Raw genomic sequence first — 21368 nt, 5'->3', positions numbered from 1 at the left:
GCAAGGAATAAGTGGTTCCCCCCATTAGTTTTTGCTGTGAATCTCCTTAGTCTTGTCGGGATCGCCGAACCGCGATCCCAAGACAAAGGTGTTCATCCACGTGAAACTCATTCCTCGCCGTACTGCGGCTCTCACCACCGGCCTGGCTGTCGTCGCCGGTTCCACCCTGCTGCTGGCCGCCCCGGCGTCGGCCGCCGACTTCCAGGTGACTCCTGACCAGCTTCAGGGCAGCATCGAGCCCGGCGCGTATGCCGGGTGGCACGAGGGCTATGCAGCCGACGCGGTCGGCGCTCCCGCAGAGATCACCGACGCGGGCCTGGTGCTCACCGGTCCTTCGCAGATCATCAACGGCCTCACCACGCCGATCGACGTCGACGGGGTCGACACGACGTTCGCCGACCTCGCCGGGACGGCCGGCTTCACGTCCACCAACGACGCCGTGTACTTCCAGATCCCCATCTTCGGTGATGGCGCCGCGGGCCAGTTCACCACGCTGCGGCCGCTGGCGCCCGGCCAGGCGGGCCTCACCGGGCAGTGGGTCTCGAGCAACAGCATCCCCGGCGTCACCGCCGAGACCCCGTACTCGATCGACGAGCTGAGCGCCGCCATCGGCGACTTCCGCCTGCTCGCATTCGGCGTGCTCGCCATCGAGAGTGGCGACGACGTCGTGCAGACGATCTCGTTCAACGGGGACGACTACAACTTCTTCGTGCCGGCGCCGGTCTTCGACCCGCTGGTGGTCGTCGACCCTGACACGATCTTCTTCTCCCAGGTTCGCCCGGGCGGCACTGGATTCAGTGTGACCGTCACGGGCTTCACCCCGGGTGACACGCTGTCGTTCGCGGTGACCGACCCGAACGGTGAGGTCTTCGGATCGGTCGACGGACAGAACACCGTCGTCGCCGATGAGAACGGTGGATTCGCGGCGGACGGGCTCACGCTCGAGGGCGAAGGCATCCAGGTGGGGACGTACATCTTCACGGTGACCGACTCAGATGGTGTCAGCGAGGCGGACTCCATCGCCGTCATCGCCGACCCGGTCGCAGCTGGTGCGCCGGTGACGCCGACGCTCGCCGACACGGGTGCCGACTCCGGCCTCCTGGTCGGTGGCGCTGCCGCGCTGATGCTCCTCGGTGCTGCGGGAATGCTGTTCGCAGCTGCACGTCGCAAGGGTGCGCAGGTCACCGCGTAGATCACGGCGACGTCGTCTCGCGAAGCCCCGTCCTCGACTCGAGGGCGGGGCTTCGTGTGCCGGTGTGCAGGGTTGTCGGACAGTTCCGTCCCGCGGTGGCTGTCGGCCCCTGAGCTTGAGCAAGGGCGCACGTCGACAGCCTCGCTGACCGGCGTTGCGCTGGGCGACCGGCGTTGCGCTCGGTGACCGGCGTTGCGCTGGGCGACCGGCGTGGCGTTCGGCGACGGCGTTGCGTTCCGTGACCGGCGTTGCGCTGGGCGACGGCGTGGCGTTCGGTGACTGAGGTGGCGATCGGTGACTGCACTGGTGACGGCACGGTGACCGGTTCGGCGGGTGGGTGGATGCTGCGGCACGTGGGCGTGGGCAGACGTCTGCGCCTGGTGAACGGGCGCTCAGGCGGCGAGGCGTGGTCGGCCGCCTCGGCGGGGCGTGCGGCTGAGGTCGATGTTCGCTGGTGGGATGAACCAGGGCACATTGTCGCGCACGACGATCTCCCAACGATCGTGGTGGATCCGATGGTGGTGGAAACTGCACAGCAGGATTCCGTTGGCGAGGTCTGTGGTGCCTCCACGTGACCACCACTTCAGGTGGTGGGCTTCGGTGTATGTCGGCGGGTGTGTGCAGCCCGTCCACGCGCAGCCGCCGTCGCGTTCGGCGAGGGCGAGCTTCTGCGCCTTGGTGAACAACCTGGTGCCGACCCCGAGGTCGAGGATCTGGGACGCTCCGCCGAGGACTTCGGGAATGATGCGGGCGTCTGCGGCCATGCGACGGGCGGCTCCGGCGGTGATGGGCTCGGCGATGCCCTCGATGGTGGCGGTACCGACGTGGGTGAGGCTCTCCTCGGCGGTGAAGTCGTCGTAGTCCATGCGCACGACGATGGAGACCGGTGCGAGCTCGGTTGCCGCGCCGGCGCACCCGCCGGTGTGGCGGAAGACGTCGACGAGGGCGTCCGCCCGACGCTGTTCCATCGTGCGCGTGTCGGGGAGTTCGGCTGGAGGGACGAAATCGTCGTCGAACGGGTCGACCGAAGCTCGGCGTGCCGAGGACTCGGGGTCTGGGGAGCGCGTGTCACGTGCACTGTCGACGAACCTGACCTGCCGCAGTTGCTTGCCGACGATCGCGTCGATGCCCGCTCGCACCCAGGCTGCTGCCTCCGGGGCCAAGAGTGCTCGGAGTTCGGTCATGCCACTGGGGAGTTCGCGAACAGTGCAGCTCTGCTCCTGCCGCAGACGGTCTTCCCGCGGCATCCGGCCGTCTTGGTCGAGGCTGGTGCGGACCAGCTTCGCGATGCCCGTGACTTCCGCGAGCGGCGCGTGGGCGGCGTGCTCGATGCCGGTGGCGACGGCAGCATGCAGGTGGGCGCGTTCGACGGAGCCCGGGACGACCTTCATCTCGCGGAGGAGCACTGCTGCGCCGTCGACGCTGAGTGCGGCTGCTCCCCGTCCGCCCGTCTCGGTTGGCTGGGGTTCGATCGCTGCGGCGATCTCCGGGAACGGACACGGCTCGAGTTCTCCGAGGAAGCTGCGTCCTGGCGCGACGGCGGTGCCGACGGTGCTGAGCGCCGATGCCTGGGCGCGCGGGATCCGCCACCGATCGGCGAGCAGGGTCATCGGGTTCGCGTGCCCCTGTGAGCGGGCCAGCCCCTCGCTGCCCTTGGAGCGCGCCGAGCGGTGGCCGACGGTGCCCATGACGTGGGCCGCGACACCGTCGACCACGTGGCGGAGAGCGCCGAGGGCGTCGAGGACCCGAAGCGCGCCTGCGTCGTTCATGCCCTCGAGCTGCTCGAAGGTGTCGTCGCCCGGGCGGAGTGCGTCGAGTGCCCCCGACCACGCCTGCAGCACGTCACCGACCGCGCCGGTGATCGCTGAGCGTGCGTCGCTCGCGATCGGGCCGGTGGCGGGGGTGCTGGACATGGGACTATCCAAACACGGACCACTGACATTGGAAGATGCCTCTGATCTGGCCTTTTTACCCGACGAATGTCGCCTGCAGCGGGGCCGAAGTGGCGTCCGTTCGATCGGATCGAGGGCCGACGCTCCTGAGGCCTCAGTCCGTGGTGCCGAACAGGCCGTCACCGTGTTTCGTGAGGACCGCGTAGGCGTCGGCGTAGTTGTCGGGCACAGGAGCCCCCGGTTCGTACTTCGCGAGCAGGATGCCGATCAGGCCGAGTGCGGGCGGGGTGAGCGGGCGCCTTCGGTCCTTGTCGGTGTCGGAGCGCGGATCCGCTTCCGGGTTCGGTGGGACGTACGCCGGGGTGACCGTCGGCCAGAGCGCCGGCTGGCGCGGTGTCTTCAGATTCACTGCGTTGAAGATGCTCGTCGCCGAGTCGTCGCGTTTCGTCAGCGGGTCGAGCCCGTGCAGCTCGGCCAGCGTCTTCATGAGCGAACCGTGGTGCATCTCCTCGTTGATGACGCTCCCGGCCTTCGTGTACGCGGAGATGACGATCGACGGCACGCGCAGGCCGAGGCGGTCGAAGGTGAACCCCATCTCCCCGGCCTCCGGCTCGCCGGACGGCGGCACGGCTTTCGGCGGCGCGACGTGGTCGTAGATACCGCCGTGTTCGTCGAACGTGACGAGCAGCACGGTGTTCATCGCGTTGGACCCCGTCGTGGACGCACTCGCCTTCACCGCGGTGTACACCTCACCGAGCAGCTGTTCGCCTGCACGCATGTCGGAGAATGCGGAGTCGAGCTCCGGTGTCTCGGCGAGGTTCGGTGTCTCCTCATCGCCGGGGCGGTCGACGGGACGGACGACCGGCGGGTGCATGTCGTTGTGGTCGAACACCATCCGCGGTTCGACGAAGGCGTAGTCCGGCAGGTTCCCGTTCTTCGCGTCCTCGTGGAACTGTTCCATGCTCCGGAAGTTGGTCTTCCAGTAGCGCTCGATCGACGGGGCGCTCAGGAGTCCGGTCAGAGACACGACCTGCTGCGCGTCGTAGTAGACGCGCCAGCTCTTGCCTGCCTCTTCGAGCCGGGTGAACACGGTCGGGACGGCAGGGGCATCGAGCCACTTGCCGATGCCGTCGCCCTCCACGTTCGTCACGTAGCCGTGCGACGTCCCCGCGTGGAAGAAGGAGCGGTTGCAGAAGGTCTGCGACGGCACCGCCGCGTACCAGTGGTCGTAGACGCCGAAGTTCTTCGCGAGCGTCGACAGGACGGGCAGCATGTCGGGGGAGAAGCCGCCCATGACCACCGAGTACTCCTCCGGCGTCGGCTTCCGGCCGCGGGCGAGGGTGGAGTTGACGATGTAGTCCTTCACGAAGCCGTCGTTCCTCGGTGCAGACGTGTCGGACGGGAGGTTCCACGGCGGCTGCAGCGGGTTCCGGAGGTCGCCGTTGCTCTCCGGGGCGATCGTGCCGAACAGCTGCGTGTTCACATGCGGGTAGAACTCGCCGGGGTCCGGATCCGGCTGGGCCATGATCTGGTCGGTCGGGCCCGAGTAGACGTGCGCCGGGACCGCCTCGCCGTTCTCCCCCGGGTTGCTGTAGTCGCCCTGGGCGAGGCCGTCGAAGGTCTGCCCGGCCGGCTCTCCGCCCGCCGGATACAACCAGCCGAGCATGTGGTCGAACGAGCGGTTCTCGAACATGATCACGACGACGTGGTCGAAGCCGGGTTCGCTCCGTTTGGGCAGTGGCGTGAAACCGTACTCCTCCTGCGTGTTCGCGGCAGTCGCCGCTGCGATACCGCCCGCGACTGCGCCACCCGCAGCCAGTCCGGCGACGCCGAAGCCCGCAGCGCGGAAGAAGTCTCGGCGGGACGCGGGGTGTTTGGGGCGGGGGGTCTGGGCAGGGCCAGCGTCCGGATGCGGTTCTTCGTCGTTCGTCGTCACTCATGCCTCCCGGTGCTTGCGGATGGCGCCCGGTCGAGGTCGACATCGTGACCACCAGCGTAGGCGTGGTGTGTTGTGCGTGACCATCCGGGCCGGAGATTCGGCGGGCGCTCACGATGAGTGGCCGCTTCCGGAGTGCAGCCGCCAGCCATAGTTGTGTCGCGACGACTGGGGTGGGCGATAGAGGCCACTGCTCTTCGACAAACGGGCGACGTCAAGCAGTTACAACTGCAACCAGCCGTTGAGGACAGATGATGAGTACTCGCCCTGGCTGCGAAGGTACACAACGAGGTAGAAATAGGCTGCCACAAACGTGACAACGGCGAGGTACCCAGGCAGCTTATGTGTGCGCAGACTGCTGGCGATCATCGCATACGCGACGATTCTGATGTAGCCAAAGTACGCCGGAATGCGGTACAGAGGATACGAAATCTCCCGGATCGGCAGCATGATCAATTCGATGATGAGCAGGACCACAACGATGAGGAGAGCTTTCTGGCGGGTTGTCGCCGAGAGAACGGACTCCACTATTCGGTGCCCTGGAAGGTCCCTGTCTGATCGTTCCGCCAGCAGCTCGGTTGGTTCGGATCGTCGAGCCATCGCCTTCAGCGCATACAAGCCACCGAGAATCGGGATGAGACGATACAGAACTTCCGTTCCGACCGCAGCCCCACGTCGGGCGGATCCGCCGAGGTAGTCGGAGTACGCGCCGCCCGCAAAAGACCCACCGACGGCTTGGAGAATGGCCGAACTCGCAAACATGCCGACGACGACCACAACGATGATGAGGATGGCACGACGCCCCCGCTTCGTCGTTGGACGGGCAAGGTAAGTAGCAACCAACCACATCGGGATAAACGCGATGGCCGATGTATGGAACAGGAATCCCAGGAGACCCACGACGAGACCTGTCCATGCGCGCGCTCGGAGCACAAGCACGATCCCCAGAAGCGCCAACGCTAGTGCCGGTCCTTGGCGTAGGAGGTTGAAGCTGTCGACATAGGCGGTACACAGGTAGGTCAGCCACATCAGCCCCGGAGGTGCGTAGTCGCGCATCAGCATGATCGCGATGAGCACGATGGTCGCATTGACGAGCGCAAGCCAGAAGTAGAAGACATGCGCGTCGGATGAGATGCGTGAGACCGCATAGTTGAGGCCGAGGTATCCGACCTCGCCGCGGATACTCAACCGGTTCGCGTATTCGACCAAGCTGCCGAAGCTATTTGCGCTGACGGCTCCGGCGAAGGCGTCATTGCCGTAGACGAGTGCATCGGGTCCTCCGACGCCGTAATTTCTGATGCCCGCAACCGTACTCATGATGAGGGCGGGGACGGAGAGGACGAGAACTCGAAGCACTCCCGACCGTATGCGCGGGCTACCGGCGGCTTGAACGAAGACTGCGGTGACCGTGAAGGTGACGAGGTAGATGATCATGTGCGGCCTCGCGGCCGATGATCGTCAATGCACATACGGTCGACAGTACCGTGGGGCGCCGGCGGACACCGGATGCCAAACCGGTGAATGCCTGGCCACATAGAGGCTTTCCACATCGTCCTTCAGCCTCGTTTGATGGCGCGTCGAACTGCTGTGAGCTGAATCGACAGCACGACGGCCTCGGCGATGATCTCCCCGAGGAGGCCGCCGGCCGGGCCGAGGGCGAAGGCGAGCACGAGTATCGCCGGGACGCCGATCAGGGCACCAGCGAGCGCACTCAGACTGATTGCCCGGATGTTTCGAAGTGCCACAAGGGCAATGTTGCCTGTCGCTCGCGACACGCAGACGATGAAGATCATGCACCCACCGAGAGCACTCAACGTGAAGGAGATCGTGACGACTCCTGAGAACAGAACGGAGCTGACCCACGGAGCCAGGGCGGTGAAGACGCCACCGGCGGCAGCTCCCATCACAGCGTTCAAGAGAATCGAGTGCGTAGCGCGCTTCAACCTCATCTCACGATCCGCTGTGCGGCCGACCCAGCCTTGCATGAAGTTGGGTACCGACTGCAGGACCGTGAGTGTCATCCGCTGGAGTCGTTCGATCGACGCGAACACGGCGACCGACTGCGGTGAAACCAAGCTGACCAAAGTGATGGGTAGGGCGATGTAGAGCGCGGAGACCGCCCGCCCGGAAAGGGCGACGAGCTGCAGGCGAATGGCGATCAGAAGCCGCACTCCTCGAACAGCGCGAAAGTCGACCGGCGATACGCCCGTCAGGACGATCGCAAGCAGGGGGGAGATGAGCGACGGAATCAGGATGGCGAGGCCGTAGACGTAGAGAGGCGCACCGACGCTGATCAGCAATGTCGCGATGATGACCGCCGCAATGCGGGGGAGAGAGTCTGTGACCATGATTTTGGCGGGTGAACCTGTGCCGACGAAGAACCAGGAGGCGGTCAGCCCGACACCGGTCGCGCCGAGGGCGACAAGCGCTACAGCGAGGACATAGCCGGGAGCGAGTGCTGCTGAGAGCACCACGGCCAGCGGACCCATGACGACAAAGGCAGACGCCTTGGTTGCAATGGAGGTCGCCATGATTTGTCGCTGATTGCGGCGTTGCGCGCGGGCCACCCTCTGCGGACCGTTGAGTCCCCAGCCCAATTCCACGATGACGCCGCAGGCGGCGCCGACCGATTGCGCGATCGCTATGGCGGCCCACGCACGTGCTCCGAAGTTCGAGGTGATCGCCGGAAGCGCGATCAGCGGACTGATCGCCCCGAGCATCGGCAGGATGAGGAACCCGAACAGACGGCGGAATGACCTCGCGTTCATTGAAGCGTCTCCCGCCGGAAGTCTTGCAGATCAGTGGACTTCATCGGCTCCCCTGAGAGCGCGCGAACGCCGCAACTGTCCGCTCGCAGATGTGACGGAACGCATCGCGATTGGCATCGACAGTGAAAAGCATGAGCGCTCGTTCCCGAGCAGCTGAGCCGAGCCTGTGACGAAGATCGGGATCAGCGAGGCGATGTAGCGCGCTAGCAAGTGCAGCCACAGATGAGGGTTCCACAACGACACCAGCATCTGCGACAGCCCATGGCATCGGCTCGATGTCGGACACCACGATCGCCCGACCGCTCAGCATTGCGTCGATGATCTTCGCCGGAAGTTGGCCTCGCGAGTAGCCGTCCACCCGGCTGGGAATGACGACGATGTCGGCCTCTGCCACGACCTGAAGGCCGTGCTCCAGAGTGGTTGTTCCGATCCAGTTCTCCCACGGTCGCGCATCCGCCGGCGGCGTATCGGTCAGAGTGAGGGTGACGCCTTCAGACTGCCGCGTCGCGACGGCAGCCCGCAGGACATCGACGCCCTTGTGTTTCCGGTTCGTTCCGACGAAGGCGACGTTGGGCGTGCGACTGCTGTGGACCGAACCTGGGCCAAGATCCGCGCGTACGTGCGGGACGATCTCGCCGCCGTAAATGGTCTGGAGGACCGGGTTGCTCACGATGGTCGTGGCCTGCAGAGCCATGTTCTTCAGAGCAACGTTCTGTCGGACTGATCGAAACTTCACCACCCCCTTCACGAACCGACGGACGGGCCTACGCCAGGAAAGCGCCGCCTCGAGGTCTGGATCGTCGACGTCGAGCAGCAGCGGTTTGTGCACACGCGCGACGAGGCGAGTCGCGCGCCCGAAGGACGCGTCCACGGGTTTCACCGCGACGACCAGGTCTGCCGCGGAGACTGCTTCCCTCAGTCGGGGATCGTCCTCGGCCACCGTGGAGCAGATTGTGGCGAACTCCGTTCCGCGGAGCGGCATCCAGAGCTCTGCGCCCAGCGGAGCGAAAACTTCGACAGACCATCCGTTGGCTTGCATGAGCAGCCACAGGCAATACGTCCGACCGAGAGAGTTCGAGCTGATGTCAGGAGTGAGCATTGCGATCTTCATTGGACCCCCAAAGCTCGCGGCCACGGCAACATGGCCACGCGCGTCTTGTCGAGACCGATCATTTCAGTGGGCCCGTTCGATCTGCTCGGTATCCCGCGGGAACAACCATCGGTCGGCGGTCAAACGGCCATCCACCGACGGGAGGTCGCGGACGACATCTACCCGCGGCCGACGTGTCCTGAGCGAACTGACGATTGCGTCGCGGAGTTCGTCACGCGTCGCCTTCGGAGAAAGTACGCGGTGTCCGTGCTCCGTCAGCCAGCTCGCGATACCTGTCTCAGTGCTTGCGACGATCTCATTGCCGAAGCTCAGTCCCTCCACGATCGGAAGGCCGATCTGCTCTTTCCAGTTCGTGAACGGCTGCGAGAGCAGAACGAGGACATCAGACTCGCGGTAGGCCTTCCAGATGGACGCACGTGGCGGGTCAACCGTCACCGTGACGTTCCGCGCAGACGCTGACCAGGCCAAGATCGTCTCTTCGAGTTCGCCCTTACCTACGATGTGTAGCTGCGCGTCCGGCTCCTCGGCCACGACAGACGACCAGCTGTCCATGAGCTGACGAATACCCTTCCGTTCGTCGAAAGCTCCGACGAAGGTCACCCGCCGTGCGTCTCCGGACCTGGTGCCAGCGTCGCTGCGCAGGTCACCGCGAGCAGCGGGGAGCCCCCAGATCAGCCTCGATTTCGGGCGGCGCCGGCGTAACCGACTTCCAAGAAGCGCGGCATAGTTCTGCTCGGCATCACCTGTACCGAACACGACACGGCTCAGTGAGCTGTAACAGAATCCGACGGTCAGACGGAGGAGCGCTCGGGTCACTCTGATCGGGAGACGGGTGCTTGCCGCCACTTTCTTCGGCAAGTCCGCGTTCTCGATCGCGTATGTGACCAGCTGCGTCGGGTTGCGGTGCAGGATGTGGCCGATTCGGGCCGCCAGCGAGAGGATGAGGTTCTGAGGTAGCGCGCTGGGAGCGTATGGCTCCACGACTTCGAGTGACGAATACGTGCCCTTCAAGACCAGGAGCCCGATGCGCAGGAACGACGTCTGTTCCACGCGGACAGACGACGGTGCGCGTGAGACATCGAAGTCGTACATCGGCTTCTGGTAGAAGAAGTCGCCCGGCGCGCTGTCATGGAGTCGCTCGAGGTGGGTGGTTCGTGCACCGCGGTAGTAGCGCGCTATCGGTTTCGTCGTCATCCTGGCCATGCGCCTTTCGTCACCCGGTCGAAAGCCGCCTGCTCATTCGGTCGCAAGCCATCCCGGTAGGCACGTCCGAGCTCCGCGGCGAAACGGAATCGGCCTGTGGCGACGCGCTTCCCGACACGAAGTGTTGCACGGATCAGCGAGGGCAACAGCAGACGGCGATCCCGGGCGGCGATACGGCCGAGCCCGTACGCGGAGTACAGCTCGACGCGATCGCCGGCAATGCTGTGGGAGGAAGAGACCGCATGAGTGACAAGTGCACTGTAAGCCGTCGCGATTCGGAACCCGGCAGAGCGCGTTCGAGCTCCGAACTCGACGTCTTCCCAATACATGAAGAACGTCTCGTCCAAGAGGCCGACGGCTTCGAGGAGTTCGCGTGACACTAAGACGCACGCCCAAGTGACGAAGTCGGGTGTCGCGGAAGCGGCAGTCTCATCGATGCTGAGTGGGAAACCGATGCGGGGACCGAGGGCTTGCAACGAGCCGTCTTCGTTCAACACCGCTGGGCCCACGATTCCGACGTTCGGATCTTCCGCGAACTGCCGAAGCATCGTCTCGACTGCTCTCTCGCGGAGACGTGCATCATTGTTGATGACGAGCACGTAGTCGGACTTCGCGGCGATGGCCGCGCGCAGACCGACATTGACGCCGGCCGAGAAGCCGCGGTTGGCTGGCTCTTCGAGCAGAGTGTGCGACGGAGTTCCGGGCGACGCCAGCGCCTGCCCCAACGACCCGTCGGTCTCGTTATCGACGATGAAGATCTGCTCGAGCGTGCTGTGCTCTGCGAGAGAGCCCAGGCAGGCCATGGTGTTCTCTGTGTCTCGCCAGTTCAGTACGACGGCCGCGACTGAGGGAGATCTCTGCGTGAGCGAGGACTGCACGCCCATCAACGCTCACGCAATGTCGTCGAGACGAGCTTCGCCGTGCGGTCCCAGCTGTACTCGGCTGCGAACGCACCAGCACGAGGGCGAACTGACAGTGCCGTCGACAGCGCGCGCGCCCATTCGAGGTCGTCATGTGGATCAGCGACCGGGACGCCCTGGCCGCGGGAGATCTCCGCGATCGATTCGCACCCCTCCCAGAAGATCACCGGAGTTCCACAGGCGATGCTCTCAGCGGCAGGCAGACCGAAGCCTTCGACGAGCGAGGGGAGCACCGTGGCGACGGCCCCTCGATACAGTTCGGCCAGCGCTTCATCGGTCAGACCGCTCCGGACCTCGACACGATCAGCGACACCGAACTCGGCCGCGCGCTGGAGGGCTCCTTCACGGTCGTTCATGACGATGACCAAACGGCAGCCCTCGGTCTGCGCGAGCGCTGTGAGGACGACGTCGATGTTCTTGTGCGCTCGGAGGTTCCCGACGTACAAGAAATACGGACGAGTGTGCTCGGTGGCGTCCGACGGGCCGTCCACTCGGAACGCGGCGGACAGACCGTTGCCGGCGTTGACCACGCGCACCCGATCATCGTCGACCCACTCCTCGATCACACGCTTCGAGGTCTCCGAGACGGTGAGCACGAGGCCGTTCCTCCGCACGGTGGGCCGGAGCACCGCTGCGTAGTGTGCTGCGTAGACGGCGCGTCGCGGGGTCGTCGCATGCAGGTGGATGAGGTCGTGGATCGTGACGACCTGGGGCACTCGAGCCACGAACGCGTTGTATCCGGGGCTGTAGATGCTCGCACCCGCCGGAACACGACGCACCCGCAGGAAGTCCTGCGGCTGGGACGGTCGGCCACCCACGTCGAGCGCGGTCCACTCCACACTCAACCGGGGGAGCACCTCGGAGGCATACCGGCCGATGCCGTGGACGCCGCTCCACCTGGTGTCGGCAAGGATCATGAGGCCAGCGTCCGATTCCGGTCGACCGCGGTGGCGGGGCGTCCCACCCAGGTCGTGAGCCGCTCACCGAACGCGGCCGAACCGAAGGAGTCCTTCGCCAGAGCCTGCGCGAGCGTCATGTCCAGGGTCAGTGCGCGTTCGGTCGCCTCCGCGAGGGAAGCGTCGTCGAGGGAATCGACGACGACGCCACCATCCAGCGCGAGCACGCTCTCCGAAGCCCCGCCCTCGGAGACGACGAGCGCAGGCGTTCCCAACGCCATCGCCTCGACCGGCATGATCCCGAAGTCCTCGATCGCCGCGAACACGAGTAGTGACGCCGCTTGATACAGCGCGAACAGCAGCTGATCACTCGGTCGAGTCATGAAGACGACCGGCACGGACGCACGATCCGCGATCGCCTGCAGCTCCGCGTACTGCGGTCCCGCGCCGGCGAGCACGACGGGAAGGCCCGCGAGTTCCCCGGCGCGGATCGCGACATCGAGACGCTTGTAGTCGACGAACCGCGAGGCTCCGAGGATGAACTCCGGCGGCAGCGTCGAGAAGAGGTACGCGTCTGCGTCATCCAGCAGGTCCGCCCACGACGGGACACTCTGCAGGTGTTCGACACGGACGGGCGGATGGATCACCGTCGCCTCGACACCCCAGGCACGCTCCATCCGCCGACGGATGTAGTCGCTGTTCGCCGCGAACGTCGCGCCGTCCTGCGCGCGCCGGTGATCGATTCGACGAAGCGCTGGCGCGACGGCGCGGGCGATCAGATTCCCGCCACGGACGTCGAGCTCAGGCGCCCACAGGTATCGGGCGGGCGTGTGCACGTAGACGAAGCGCTCCGGACCGTCGGCGTGCTGGCGCCCACCCGCGTGATGCGCGAAGGCGTGCGAACTGATGAGGACGAAGTCCGCCTGCGACACCTTCGTCGCAGCCCAGGTCGCCGGCATGAACGGCAGGGCAGCCGCCTTGCTCCTGCGGAGCGGCGTGCGAGCCAGCCAGGACTCGGTCACGTTCCGTCCGGCATAGCGGTCCGGGGCGTTGTTCCACAGGCAGTGGATGTCCGCGTCCGGGAAAGCCGCGGCCATCTCGTCGACGACGTTCTCGGATCCGCCGTGACGCTCGATCCACTCGTGCACGATCAGCCCGGCCATCAGTGCGCTTCCTTTCCCGGGACAAGCACGGCGCGGATCGTCCGCCACAGGATGACGACGTCGCCCATGATGGACCAGTTCTCGACGTAGTAGAGGTCCAAGCGGATGGCATCCTCCCAGCTCAACGAGGAGCGTCCACTCACCTGCCACAGCCCGGTCATGCCGGGCTGCACGATCAGGCGACGCTTCGCTGCGTGGTCGTACAGGGCGACCTCGCCCTCGCGCTGCGGACGAGGACCGACCAGGCTCATGTCCCCGCGGAACACGTTGATGAGCTGCGGGAACTCGTCGAGCGAGTGCTTGCGCAGGAAGGCTCCGATCGATGTGATGCGGGGATCGTTCTGCACCTTGAACAAGGGCTGTTCCGCCGTTCCCTGCGCCTCGAGGAGTGCAGCGAGTTCGTCGTCGGCGTTCGCCCGCATCGAGCGGAACTTCAGCATGTCGAACGGTTCGCCCTTCAGCCCGACGCGCTCCTGACGGTAGAACACCGGGCCGGGGCTCGTCAGTTTCACCAGCAGGGCGACGACCAGCAGAACCGGCGACGTGAGGAGCAGGATGATGCCGGAACCGAGGAGGTCGAACGTGCGCTTCGAGAACCGCTTCCGCCCCTCGTACCGTGGCGTCTCCACGTGGATGAGCGGCAGGCCCGCCACGGGACGCGTGTGGATTCGCGGGCCGCCGATGTTCGTCAGGCTCGGCGCCACGACGAGGTGCTGGCGACCCTGGTCGAGGCTCCAGCCGATCTCCTGCACCTTCTTCGGCGGGAGATCGTCGGAACTCGTGATGATGACGGTGTCGGCGCCGGTCGCCGCAAGCGCCTCGAGCACGGAGTCGACCGAACCGGACACCGGAATGCTCGTGTCGCCGAGCGTTCCACCGACCTCGCCGGTCGGCACGCAGGCGCCGACGACCCGGTAGCCGGCGTCGGAGTTGCGCGCCAGTTCGCGGGCGATGTGGAGCGCAGACGGGACCGAGCCGACGAGCAGCACCGTCGAGGAGTACTTGCCGTGCGCTCGTTGGATTGCCAGCCACTGGCGCCACAGCCACCGTGAGAACAGCAGCACCGCGACACCGACCGGCAGCGCTACGAGGATGTAGCCGCGAGCGAGGTCGATCTTGAACAGGAAGGCGACGATCGCGATGAGACCGAACAGTCGCATGCTGGCGTCGGCGATGAGCTTGTACTCCGTATTGCCACTGCCGACGACGCGGTACTCACGGGTGCCGTAGACCGTCAGCGTGACCATCCACGCCACGATGATGATCACCGAGATGGCCGTGTAACTGATGGCACCGCGAACCATCTCGGCGGGCATGGCGCTCGCGCCGGCGTCACCGAAGTCGACGTCGAACCACAGCAGCTGCACGCCGAAGACCACCCAGATCAGCACGAGGAGATCGGTGACCACGAGCCGCCGGGCGTACACGTCACGCCAGTTGCGCGTTGAAACCCCGCGCAGTGCGGTGGCGGTGCTCGCAGGCGTCGATGGCAGCGGCACGGAAGGCTGCGACAGCATGCGGTCTCCGTGATGGAACACGTAATTACTACTGATGACGGGAGGGGGAGGAGGTGGTTCGATACGCGAGCGTATCGCTTGTGGAGCTGAGACTATCGGTTGAGATATCCAACGTCTGTCCCCCTTATGACGGTTGTCACCCGAAACGGGGGCAGATGTAGGGATAGCCCTGTGTGCAGAGCGTATTGTGTGCGTTCGGCGCACGGGCGTTGCGTTTTCCGGCTAGCGATGAGCGATCATGCGGTCCAGCTCGCTCCGGCATCGACGGAGCGGAAGACCGCGTCGCCGACCCAGAGCCACACTGCGCCGTCGAACGACGCGAGCGTGGCGGGAGCCGTGATGTCGGCATCAGGGACGCAGCCGACGGATTCGATCCCGGACGAGGGTGTCAGGACGGTGCCTGCGACGCGCATCACACCGAGGCCGGAGCAGCCGGTCGTCCCGCGGGCGGCGAACAGGATCTGGTCGTCCTGGACCTCCGCGGCATGGATGCCGGCGAACGGAACCGCGACCCACGCCCCCGCGACAGCGTCCCATTCGGCGAGCACCGCCGAACAGGCGGCGACCGTCCGCTCGTCGCGGGCGGTCAGGACGTCGACGGTCGGGCAGGGTGAGACCACCGGCTGCCCTCCGATCGTGATCGTGGTCCCGCCGTCGCCCGCACCCGTCGACGCGTAGGCTGCGGTCGTCACCACTGCCGGGTCGCTCTCCCAGGTGTCGCCGGCGTCGGTCGACGAGAAGCCGTCGATCGTGCAGTCCGCGCCAGCGGCTCCGACGAGCTGCAGCTCGTCCGCACTCGTTGCGGAGAGCGCCCGCACGACGCGGAGGTCGATGCCCGCTCCCGTGGGCAGAGCCGTCCAGGTCAGGCCGGCGTCGACACTGCGCTCCACGACCGCAGGCGTCTCGCAGCTGCCCTCCGTCGCTCGCCACAGCACGTCAGCGCTCCCGGCGACCAGGAATCGACCCGTCGGGGCCGCTGCCACCGGTGTTTCGGTCGACGTCGGTGTCGGTGTCGGCGACATGCCGAACGTCGTCAAGGGGCGCTGGGTCGGAGTCTCACCGCTGCGCCCGTTGGCCGTGAGCGCGAGACCCACGAGCACCAGATCGGCGATGAGGAACAACGCAAGCCCGACGAAGACGAGGATCCGGCGCTTGGAGCCCAGGCGGTCGCGCAAGCTCTCGGGCTGGTTCGTCGGTCGGTACGTCGACCGTCCACGTTTCGTCGTCACGCCCGGTCTCCGGCCTGCACGAGGCGGCTGGCGATGACCTCGACGAGACCGTGGATCTGCTCACCGACGCGCGCATAGGTACTCTCGCTCCGTCGGTACGGATCGTCGATGTCGTCGTCCTCGGGGCGTTCCGGAGGCATGACCGAACCGCGCTGCGCTGCGACCGCGGCCACGAGCTCCCACGGGTCCGTGACCTCGGGCGCGTCGGCTGTCAGGCGAGCGAACTGGGGGATCGTGAACGTGATGCGCGACGCACGGGGGAGCAGCCGTGCGACGACGCTGCGGTGGTCGCGCGTCGCGGTGAGGATCAGGTCCACCCCGGCCACGAGGTCACGATCGAGCGCCGTCGGGACGTGTCCCTCGGGCGAACCGCCGAAGCGGATCGACTGCGCGACGACCTCAGGGGGCATCTCGAGGCCCTGGCCCACGCCGGTTCCAGCACTCGACACCGCGATCGGACGGCCACGAGCGGTCACGCCGTCGGCGGTGAGCCTGGCAGACAGGATCTGCGCGCCGAGTGCGGAGCGGCAGATGTTCCCCGTGCACACGAACAGCACCGAGAAGGGTCGAGCCGCAGTCGCCGGGGAACCGGTCACTTCTTCACATCCTCGGCGTAGCCGTAGCCGGCGCCGTACCCGTAGCGGGCGTACCCGTACGCATCAGGGCCCTTGGTCGGGACCATCGTCATCACGAGACCTGCGATCGAGGCGTTCACGTGCGTGAGCGACTCGAGCGCACCCTTCAGCTGGTTCTTGTGCGTGCGACCGGCTGCGACCACGATGAGCGCGCCGCCCGTGTGACGGGCGAGGAGCGCACCGTCGGTGACCGGCAGCAGCGGCGGCGCGTCGATCAGCACGTAATCGAACTGCTTCTCGAGCCCGGTGATGAGCTGCTGCATGACGGTGGACCCGAGCAGCTCGCTGGGGTTCGGGGGGATCGCGCCGGCCGGCAGGATGGAGAGCAGTCCGCGGCCCCACTGCTGGATCGTGTCGTCGAGGCTTGCGCGGCGGATGAGGACGTCGCTGAGACCGACCGCTCCCTCGATGTCGAAGTAGTTCGCGAGCTTCGGGCGACGGAGATCGGCGTCGATGAGGATCACCTTGTGGCCGGCATCCGTCAGCGCGATCGCGAGGTTCGCCGCCGTCGTGCTCTTGCCCTCGCTCTGGATCGACGACGTGATCACATAGCTTCGCGGCTGGTCGCTGACATCGAGGAACTGCAGGTTGGTCCGCAGACTGCGGAACGACTCGGCGCGCGGACTCTTCGGGTCGGCCTGCACGATGAGGGGACGCTGCTTCGCCTTGGGGTCGAAGGCGATGCCGCCCATCAGCGGGATGTCGGTGACGCCTTCGACGTCACGTTCGTTGCGGATCCGCGTGTCGAGCGTCTCGCGCAGCACGGCGAAGCCGACACCGAGCGCGAGGCCGACGAGCAGGCCGAGCGCGAGGTTGAGCGGCACGTTCGGGCTCACGGGAGTGTTCGGCACATCGGCCTCTTGCACGCGGGTGAGCTTGACCGGGCTGGATGCGCCGTTCTCGGGCGTTTCGATCTTCGAGACGACGTTGGTCAGGCTCTCCGCCGTCGTGTTCGCGATCTCGGCAGCGAGGACGGGATCCGGGCTCATCGCGGTGATCTCGATGAGCGTCGTGTCGAGTGGCGCGGACGCCGTCACCTGCGTGGCGAGCTGTGCCGAGGTGATGTTGAGCTGCAAGGTCCCGATGACCGGCAGCAGGACGATCGGCGTCGTGACGAGGTCCGCGTAGGTCTTGACCCGCTGCTGCGTGAACGTGTTGCCCTGCGCGAGCTCCTGCACGTTGTCGCTCGACTGGGTCGACACGAACACCTTGGCCGACGAGCTGTACTCGGGTGTCTTGATGATCGAGTACGTCGCCGCGATCCCGACGCCGAGCAGCGCGAGCGCCACGATCAACACCCAGTATTTGCGAAGGACACGGAGATAGTCACGAAGCTCCACGCGGTGGCATCCGATCGGTGAGAGGGGAGAGCATGGCGCCTCGGATCGAGGCGGGCCCCGAAGAGGGGGATTGTGCCATGGTGCCATAAACCATCACGTGTTCCCGAGCGCCGCTGTGAAGCGACTCGCCTCGTGGCGTAGCTTTGCTGCCGTGACAGACAGGGTGGACACCGGGCCGAGTTCCGCAGAGCGCCTCGCTCGGAAGCGGCTGCTCGTCGCCCTCGCAGGCTGGATCGTCGCCGCCGTTCTTGCGGGCTCGATGCGCGCCGGGGTGCGGATTCCGGAACCGTTCGACGCGCTCGGCGGGTACGTGCTCGTGTGGGCTCCGTTGCTGGCGGCCGTGGTGGTCGCGCGGTTCGGTGTGCGTGCGCCGGCGGGGTCACCGTCCGTGCTCGGATTCGGGTTCCGCCCGATCGACCTCCTGTGGGGAATCGCCGCAGGCCTGCTGCTGCGCATCCTCGTGAGCGTGCTCGAGGTGCTCGTCAACGGCACGATGCCGGCGGTCGCGAGCGGACCGGCCCCGTCGGGAAGTGCCGCGATCGTGTCGTCGTTCGTCATCGCGGTGCTCGCGGCGACCCTGTTCGCGCCACTGATCGAGGAGCTGTTCTTCCGGGGTCTGCTGCTGCGGTCGCTTCGAGCGAGCGTCCGCGGTGGAGCAGTCTGGGCGGCGGTGCTCGTCTCTGCCGCGATGTTCGCAGCGCTGCACCTCGTCGTCGCGAACGGACCGAAGGAAGCGCTCGTCGCAGGTCTCGGAACGTTCCTCGTCGGGCTCGGGACGGGAACGGCCGTCGTCCTGACCGGCCGGATCGGGGTGGCCGTTGTCACCCACGTGGTGTTCAACGCCTCGCTGCTGGTGCTCGGCGTCACCGCTGTGACCGGTGGTACCGGCGTCGTGATTGAATAGCGCGCATGCCGCCCCAATCCGACGATCGTCGTGTTCATTCCGATGGTCGCCCAGCCTCAGGGCGCCCCGCAAGCTCCGATCGAGGGTCCGGTGCGCGCGCCCGTGCCCGCAGACGCGACGGTGCCCGCGACGAGCGGATTCGTGTTCGCCGCCGGACGACGTTGTTGGTCGTCGGGGGACTCGTGCTGCTCGTGGTCGCGGTCGTCGCATGGATCGGCGTGCGTGCGTTGCTGGCGAAGGGCGAGCTTGAAGCGGCTGTTCCGCTGGCGCAGACCGTCCGCGAACAGGTCGTCGCCGACGACCCGGCCACCGCGGGCAAGACGGCTCGCGAACTCGCCGCCCACGCACGGTCCGCCGCGGCACTCACGAGCGACCCGATCTGGCGCGCAGCCGAGATCGTGCCGTGGCTCGGCCCGAACCTCTCGGCCGTCCGCGAACTCGCCGGTGCGACCGAGGACGTCGCCGTCGGAGCCATCACGCCCCTCGTGAACCTGTCCGGGTCGCTCAGCCCCGAACTGTTCAAGCCCGTCGACGGCGCGGTGCCGCTGCAGCCGGTCATCGACGCTCAGGACGATGTGCGCAAGGCGGACGACGCGCTCGCCGGAGCGGCCGGCCGGGTCCGGGCGATCGACGCGGACCCGCTGCTCGCCCCGGTCCGGTCTGCCGTCGATCAGTTGCGCCCTGTCCTCACCGAGACGGCCGACACCGTCGATGCCGCACGCCGCGCCATCGATCTCCTTCCCGCCATGCTCGGAGCCGACGGCCCGCGCACCTACCTCGTCATGTTCCAGAATCCGGCCGAGCCCCGGGCGAGTGGCGGGAATCCCGGCGCTCTCGCGCTCGTCGGCACCGACGGTGGACGGATCTCCCTGCTGCAGCAGGCCTCGACCGCCGACTTCCCCAGATTCCCCGAACCCGTCCTGCCGCTCACCACGGAGACCGCCGGGATCTACGGCAACCTCACCGGCAGGTTCCTGCAGGACGTCACCCTGACCCCGAGGTTCCAGCAGTCCGCGGAACTCGCGTCCGAGATGTGGTTCCAGCGCTTCGGCACACGGGTCGACGGCGTCCTCAGCATCGACCCCGTCGCCCTCGGCTACCTGCTCGAGGCGACCGGCCCGATCGCGTTGGCGACCGGCGACCAACTCACGAGCGAGAACGCGAGCACGCTCCTGCTGAGCGAGGTCTACAACCGATATCCGGCCGGCGCGGAACAGGACGCGTTCTTCGCTGCCGCCTCAGGGGCGGTGTTCGACCGGATCGCCTCCGGTTCGTTCGATCCGAGCAAGCTCATCGGCGCGTTGGCCCACGCCGGAACCGAGCGCCGGGTGTTGCTGTGGAACGCCGACGACGCGGAACAGGCGCTGCTCGACGGCACGTCGTTGACCGATCTGCTGCCGACGGCAGAGCAGGCGCCGGACACGTTCGGTGTGTACATCAACGACGCCACCGGCAGCAAGATGGGCTACTACCTCGACGTCGAGACGTCGACCGGTGTCACCCAGTGCGGCTCCGACGGCCGGCTCCTCGGACTGCAGCTCACGCTCACGAACACCGCACCGGCGGATGCCGCATCGACGCTCAGCGACTACGTCACCGGGGCGGGCCAGGTGGGCGTGACGCCCGGCAACTTCCGGTTCAACGTCGTCGTTTACGCGCCACCGGGGTCCATGCCGGGTGGGGTACAACGCGATGGCGCGATGCTCCCGGTGCAACTCGCGACGGACGGTGAGTTCCCCGTCACGCAGTTCGTCGTCGAGCTCGCGCCCGGCGAAACGACGACGGTCGACGTCGGTGTGACGGCGTATGACACGGCGAAACCGCCGGAAGTCGTCGCCACGCCCAGAATTCATCTCCGCGAAACACAACATGTGGCGATTAACTGTGAATTTGCTCTACAGTGAGGACTGTTGTCGCCTCTGACCCGTTTTCGGGGGGTGTCAGATCGACTCGACGTCCTTCCGTTTCGCGACGACTCCGTCCGGGCGGTGGGCTACAGCACTGTCATCGCACCACCACTTCTGCACCGCCTCCTAGGGGACACACATGATCAAGAAAATCACCGCGGTCTTCGCGCTGGCCCTCGCAGGCCTGTTCATCGCGCCGGTTGCCGCAAACGCTTCCTACGTGCCCGGTGCCACCGTCGAGGTGAGCGGCTCGATCGCGCCAGGCTCAACGAGCACTGTCTCGTTCAGCGACGGCTACTTCCTGGGTGGCGAGACCGTCTCCTTCACGCTGACCGGTGAGAACGCCTCCGGTGCGACCCTCGCCGCCGTCGACTCGCAGTCGCTGGAGAAGACCGCTTCGGCCACCGGCGCAGTCAACCTGAACGTCACGCTGCCGAGCAACGCGACCGGGAGCTACACGGTGACGGCCGTCGGTCTCACGTCGGGGAACCCTGGCACCGCCACCCTCACGGTCACGGCCGCTGGTTCGGGCTCCGGCTCGGGCGGCAACAACAACGACCTGGCCGACACCGGCTTCGGCGCTCCGGCGTTCGTCGTCTGGGGTGCGGCCGGTGCTGTCGCCCTCGGCGCAGCGCTCATCGCCGTGCTGATGATGGTGCGCCGCCAGCGCGCGTCCATCGAGGCGTAACCCTTCGCGGCTCGCGCCGCACACGAAACGGCGGTCGGTGCATCTGCACCGGCCGCCGTTTCGTCGT

Annotated in this window: 17 protein-coding genes; 4 read left to right on the top strand and 13 right to left on the bottom strand. The window is 66.6% G+C overall.

Annotation, left to right across the window (positions count from 1 at the left end):
• The first annotated feature begins 100 nt into the window (after window positions 1–100).
• Complete coding sequence (locus KXS11_RS07305; protein WP_437384902.1) at window positions 101–1192, top strand: hypothetical protein; 1092 nt, start codon at window positions 101–103, stop codon at window positions 1190–1192.
• Between the two features lie 392 nt (window positions 1193–1584).
• Here KXS11_RS07305 and KXS11_RS07300 read toward each other — a convergent pair whose 3' ends face one another.
• From KXS11_RS07300 to KXS11_RS07240, 13 genes are all read right to left on the bottom strand, one after another.
• A complete protein-coding gene (locus KXS11_RS07300) occupies window positions 1585–3105 on the bottom strand; it encodes a DUF222 domain-containing protein (protein ID WP_437384901.1) in 1521 nt (506 codons plus the stop codon).
• A 133-nt stretch (window positions 3106–3238) separates the two neighbouring features.
• On the bottom strand, window positions 3239–5020 hold the full coding sequence (locus KXS11_RS07295; RefSeq protein ID WP_437384900.1) for an alkaline phosphatase family protein: 1782 nt from the start codon (window positions 5018–5020) through the stop codon (window positions 3239–3241).
• A 222-nt stretch (window positions 5021–5242) separates the two neighbouring features.
• Complete coding sequence (locus KXS11_RS07290; protein WP_437384899.1) at window positions 5243–6454, bottom strand: EpsG family protein; 1212 nt, start codon at window positions 6452–6454, stop codon at window positions 5243–5245.
• 122 nt (window positions 6455–6576) lie between these two features.
• Window positions 6577–7788, bottom strand: a complete 1212-nt coding sequence (locus KXS11_RS07285; protein WP_437384898.1) for a hypothetical protein — start codon at window positions 7786–7788, stop codon at window positions 6577–6579.
• A gap of 40 nt (window positions 7789–7828) precedes the next feature.
• Window positions 7829–8887, bottom strand: a complete 1059-nt coding sequence (locus tag KXS11_RS07280; RefSeq protein WP_437384897.1) for a glycosyltransferase family 4 protein — start codon at window positions 8885–8887, stop codon at window positions 7829–7831.
• 75 nt (window positions 8888–8962) lie between these two features.
• Entirely contained in the window at window positions 8963–10102 is a 1140-nt protein-coding gene (locus tag KXS11_RS07275; RefSeq protein WP_437384896.1) for a glycosyltransferase family 4 protein, read from the bottom strand.
• Window positions 10090–10986 carry a glycosyltransferase family 2 protein gene (locus KXS11_RS07270; protein ID WP_437384895.1) on the bottom strand — a complete coding sequence of 299 codons (897 nt, stop codon included), beginning with the start codon at window positions 10984–10986 and terminating at the stop codon, window positions 10090–10092. The genes KXS11_RS07275 and KXS11_RS07270 overlap by 13 nt, the downstream gene beginning before the upstream one ends.
• Window positions 10986–11939, bottom strand: a complete 954-nt coding sequence (locus KXS11_RS07265; protein WP_437384894.1) for a glycosyltransferase family 4 protein — start codon at window positions 11937–11939, stop codon at window positions 10986–10988. Before KXS11_RS07265 ends, KXS11_RS07270 begins: the two co-directional genes overlap by 1 nt.
• The gene (locus KXS11_RS07260; RefSeq protein WP_437384893.1) at window positions 11936–13081 is read right to left on the bottom strand and encodes a glycosyltransferase; all 1146 of its coding nucleotides are present in this window, start codon (window positions 13079–13081) and stop codon (window positions 11936–11938) included. The genes KXS11_RS07265 and KXS11_RS07260 overlap by 4 nt, the downstream gene beginning before the upstream one ends.
• Entirely contained in the window at window positions 13081–14598 is a 1518-nt protein-coding gene (locus KXS11_RS07255) for a sugar transferase (protein WP_437384892.1), read from the bottom strand. The genes KXS11_RS07260 and KXS11_RS07255 overlap by 1 nt, the downstream gene beginning before the upstream one ends.
• A gap of 236 nt (window positions 14599–14834) precedes the next feature.
• Window positions 14835–15827: a hypothetical protein gene (locus KXS11_RS07250; RefSeq protein WP_437384891.1), complete on the bottom strand. Its 993-nt coding sequence runs from the start codon at window positions 15825–15827 to the stop codon at window positions 14835–14837.
• Complete coding sequence (locus KXS11_RS07245; protein ID WP_437384890.1) at window positions 15824–16423, bottom strand: low molecular weight phosphatase family protein; 600 nt, start codon at window positions 16421–16423, stop codon at window positions 15824–15826. The genes KXS11_RS07250 and KXS11_RS07245 overlap by 4 nt, the downstream gene beginning before the upstream one ends.
• Window positions 16420–17802 (bottom strand): polysaccharide biosynthesis tyrosine autokinase, encoded by a 1383-nt coding sequence (locus tag KXS11_RS07240; RefSeq protein ID WP_437384889.1) that lies wholly within the window; start codon window positions 17800–17802, stop codon window positions 16420–16422. Before KXS11_RS07240 ends, KXS11_RS07245 begins: the two co-directional genes overlap by 4 nt.
• Window positions 17803–17953: 151 nt before the next feature.
• On the opposite strand from KXS11_RS07240, the gene KXS11_RS07235 reads away from it, so the two are divergent.
• From KXS11_RS07235 to KXS11_RS07225, 3 genes are all read left to right on the top strand, one after another.
• A complete protein-coding gene (locus KXS11_RS07235) occupies window positions 17954–18706 on the top strand; it encodes a CPBP family intramembrane glutamic endopeptidase (protein ID WP_437384888.1) in 753 nt (250 codons plus the stop codon).
• A 161-nt stretch (window positions 18707–18867) separates the two neighbouring features.
• Complete coding sequence (locus KXS11_RS07230) at window positions 18868–20610, top strand: DUF4012 domain-containing protein (protein WP_437384887.1); 1743 nt, start codon at window positions 18868–18870, stop codon at window positions 20608–20610.
• 142 nt (window positions 20611–20752) lie between these two features.
• The gene (locus tag KXS11_RS07225; RefSeq protein ID WP_437384886.1) at window positions 20753–21301 is read left to right on the top strand and encodes a hypothetical protein; all 549 of its coding nucleotides are present in this window, start codon (window positions 20753–20755) and stop codon (window positions 21299–21301) included.
• The last annotated feature ends 67 nt before the right edge of the window (window positions 21302–21368 follow it).

The sequence above is a fragment of the Plantibacter flavus genome, assembly GCF_051487245.1.
Lineage (GTDB): Bacteria > Actinomycetota > Actinomycetes > Actinomycetales > Microbacteriaceae > Plantibacter > Plantibacter flavus_B.
The sequence above is the reverse complement of the archived record's forward strand: the minus strand, read 5'-3'. Positions and strand labels throughout refer to the sequence as shown.

Coding starts and splice junctions, on each gene's coding strand:
- KXS11_RS07300 (WP_437384901.1), bottom strand. CDS start 3,105: ATGTCCAGCACCCCCGCCACCGGCCCGATCGCGAGCGACGCACGCTCA.
- KXS11_RS07290 (WP_437384899.1), bottom strand. CDS start 6,454: ATGATCATCTACCTCGTCACCTTCACGGTCACCGCAGTCTTCGTTCAA.
- KXS11_RS07285 (WP_437384898.1), bottom strand. CDS start 7,788: ATGAACGCGAGGTCATTCCGCCGTCTGTTCGGGTTCCTCATCCTGCCG.
- KXS11_RS07280 (WP_437384897.1), bottom strand. CDS start 8,887: ATGCTCACTCCTGACATCAGCTCGAACTCTCTCGGTCGGACGTATTGC.
- KXS11_RS07275 (WP_437384896.1), bottom strand. CDS start 10,102: ATGGCCAGGATGACGACGAAACCGATAGCGCGCTACTACCGCGGTGCA.
- KXS11_RS07270 (WP_437384895.1), bottom strand. CDS start 10,986: ATGGGCGTGCAGTCCTCGCTCACGCAGAGATCTCCCTCAGTCGCGGCC.
- KXS11_RS07265 (WP_437384894.1), bottom strand. CDS start 11,939: ATGATCCTTGCCGACACCAGGTGGAGCGGCGTCCACGGCATCGGCCGG.
- KXS11_RS07260 (WP_437384893.1), bottom strand. CDS start 13,081: ATGGCCGGGCTGATCGTGCACGAGTGGATCGAGCGTCACGGCGGATCC.
- KXS11_RS07255 (WP_437384892.1), bottom strand. CDS start 14,598: ATGCTGTCGCAGCCTTCCGTGCCGCTGCCATCGACGCCTGCGAGCACC.
- KXS11_RS07225 (WP_437384886.1), top strand. CDS start 20,753: ATGATCAAGAAAATCACCGCGGTCTTCGCGCTGGCCCTCGCAGGCCTG.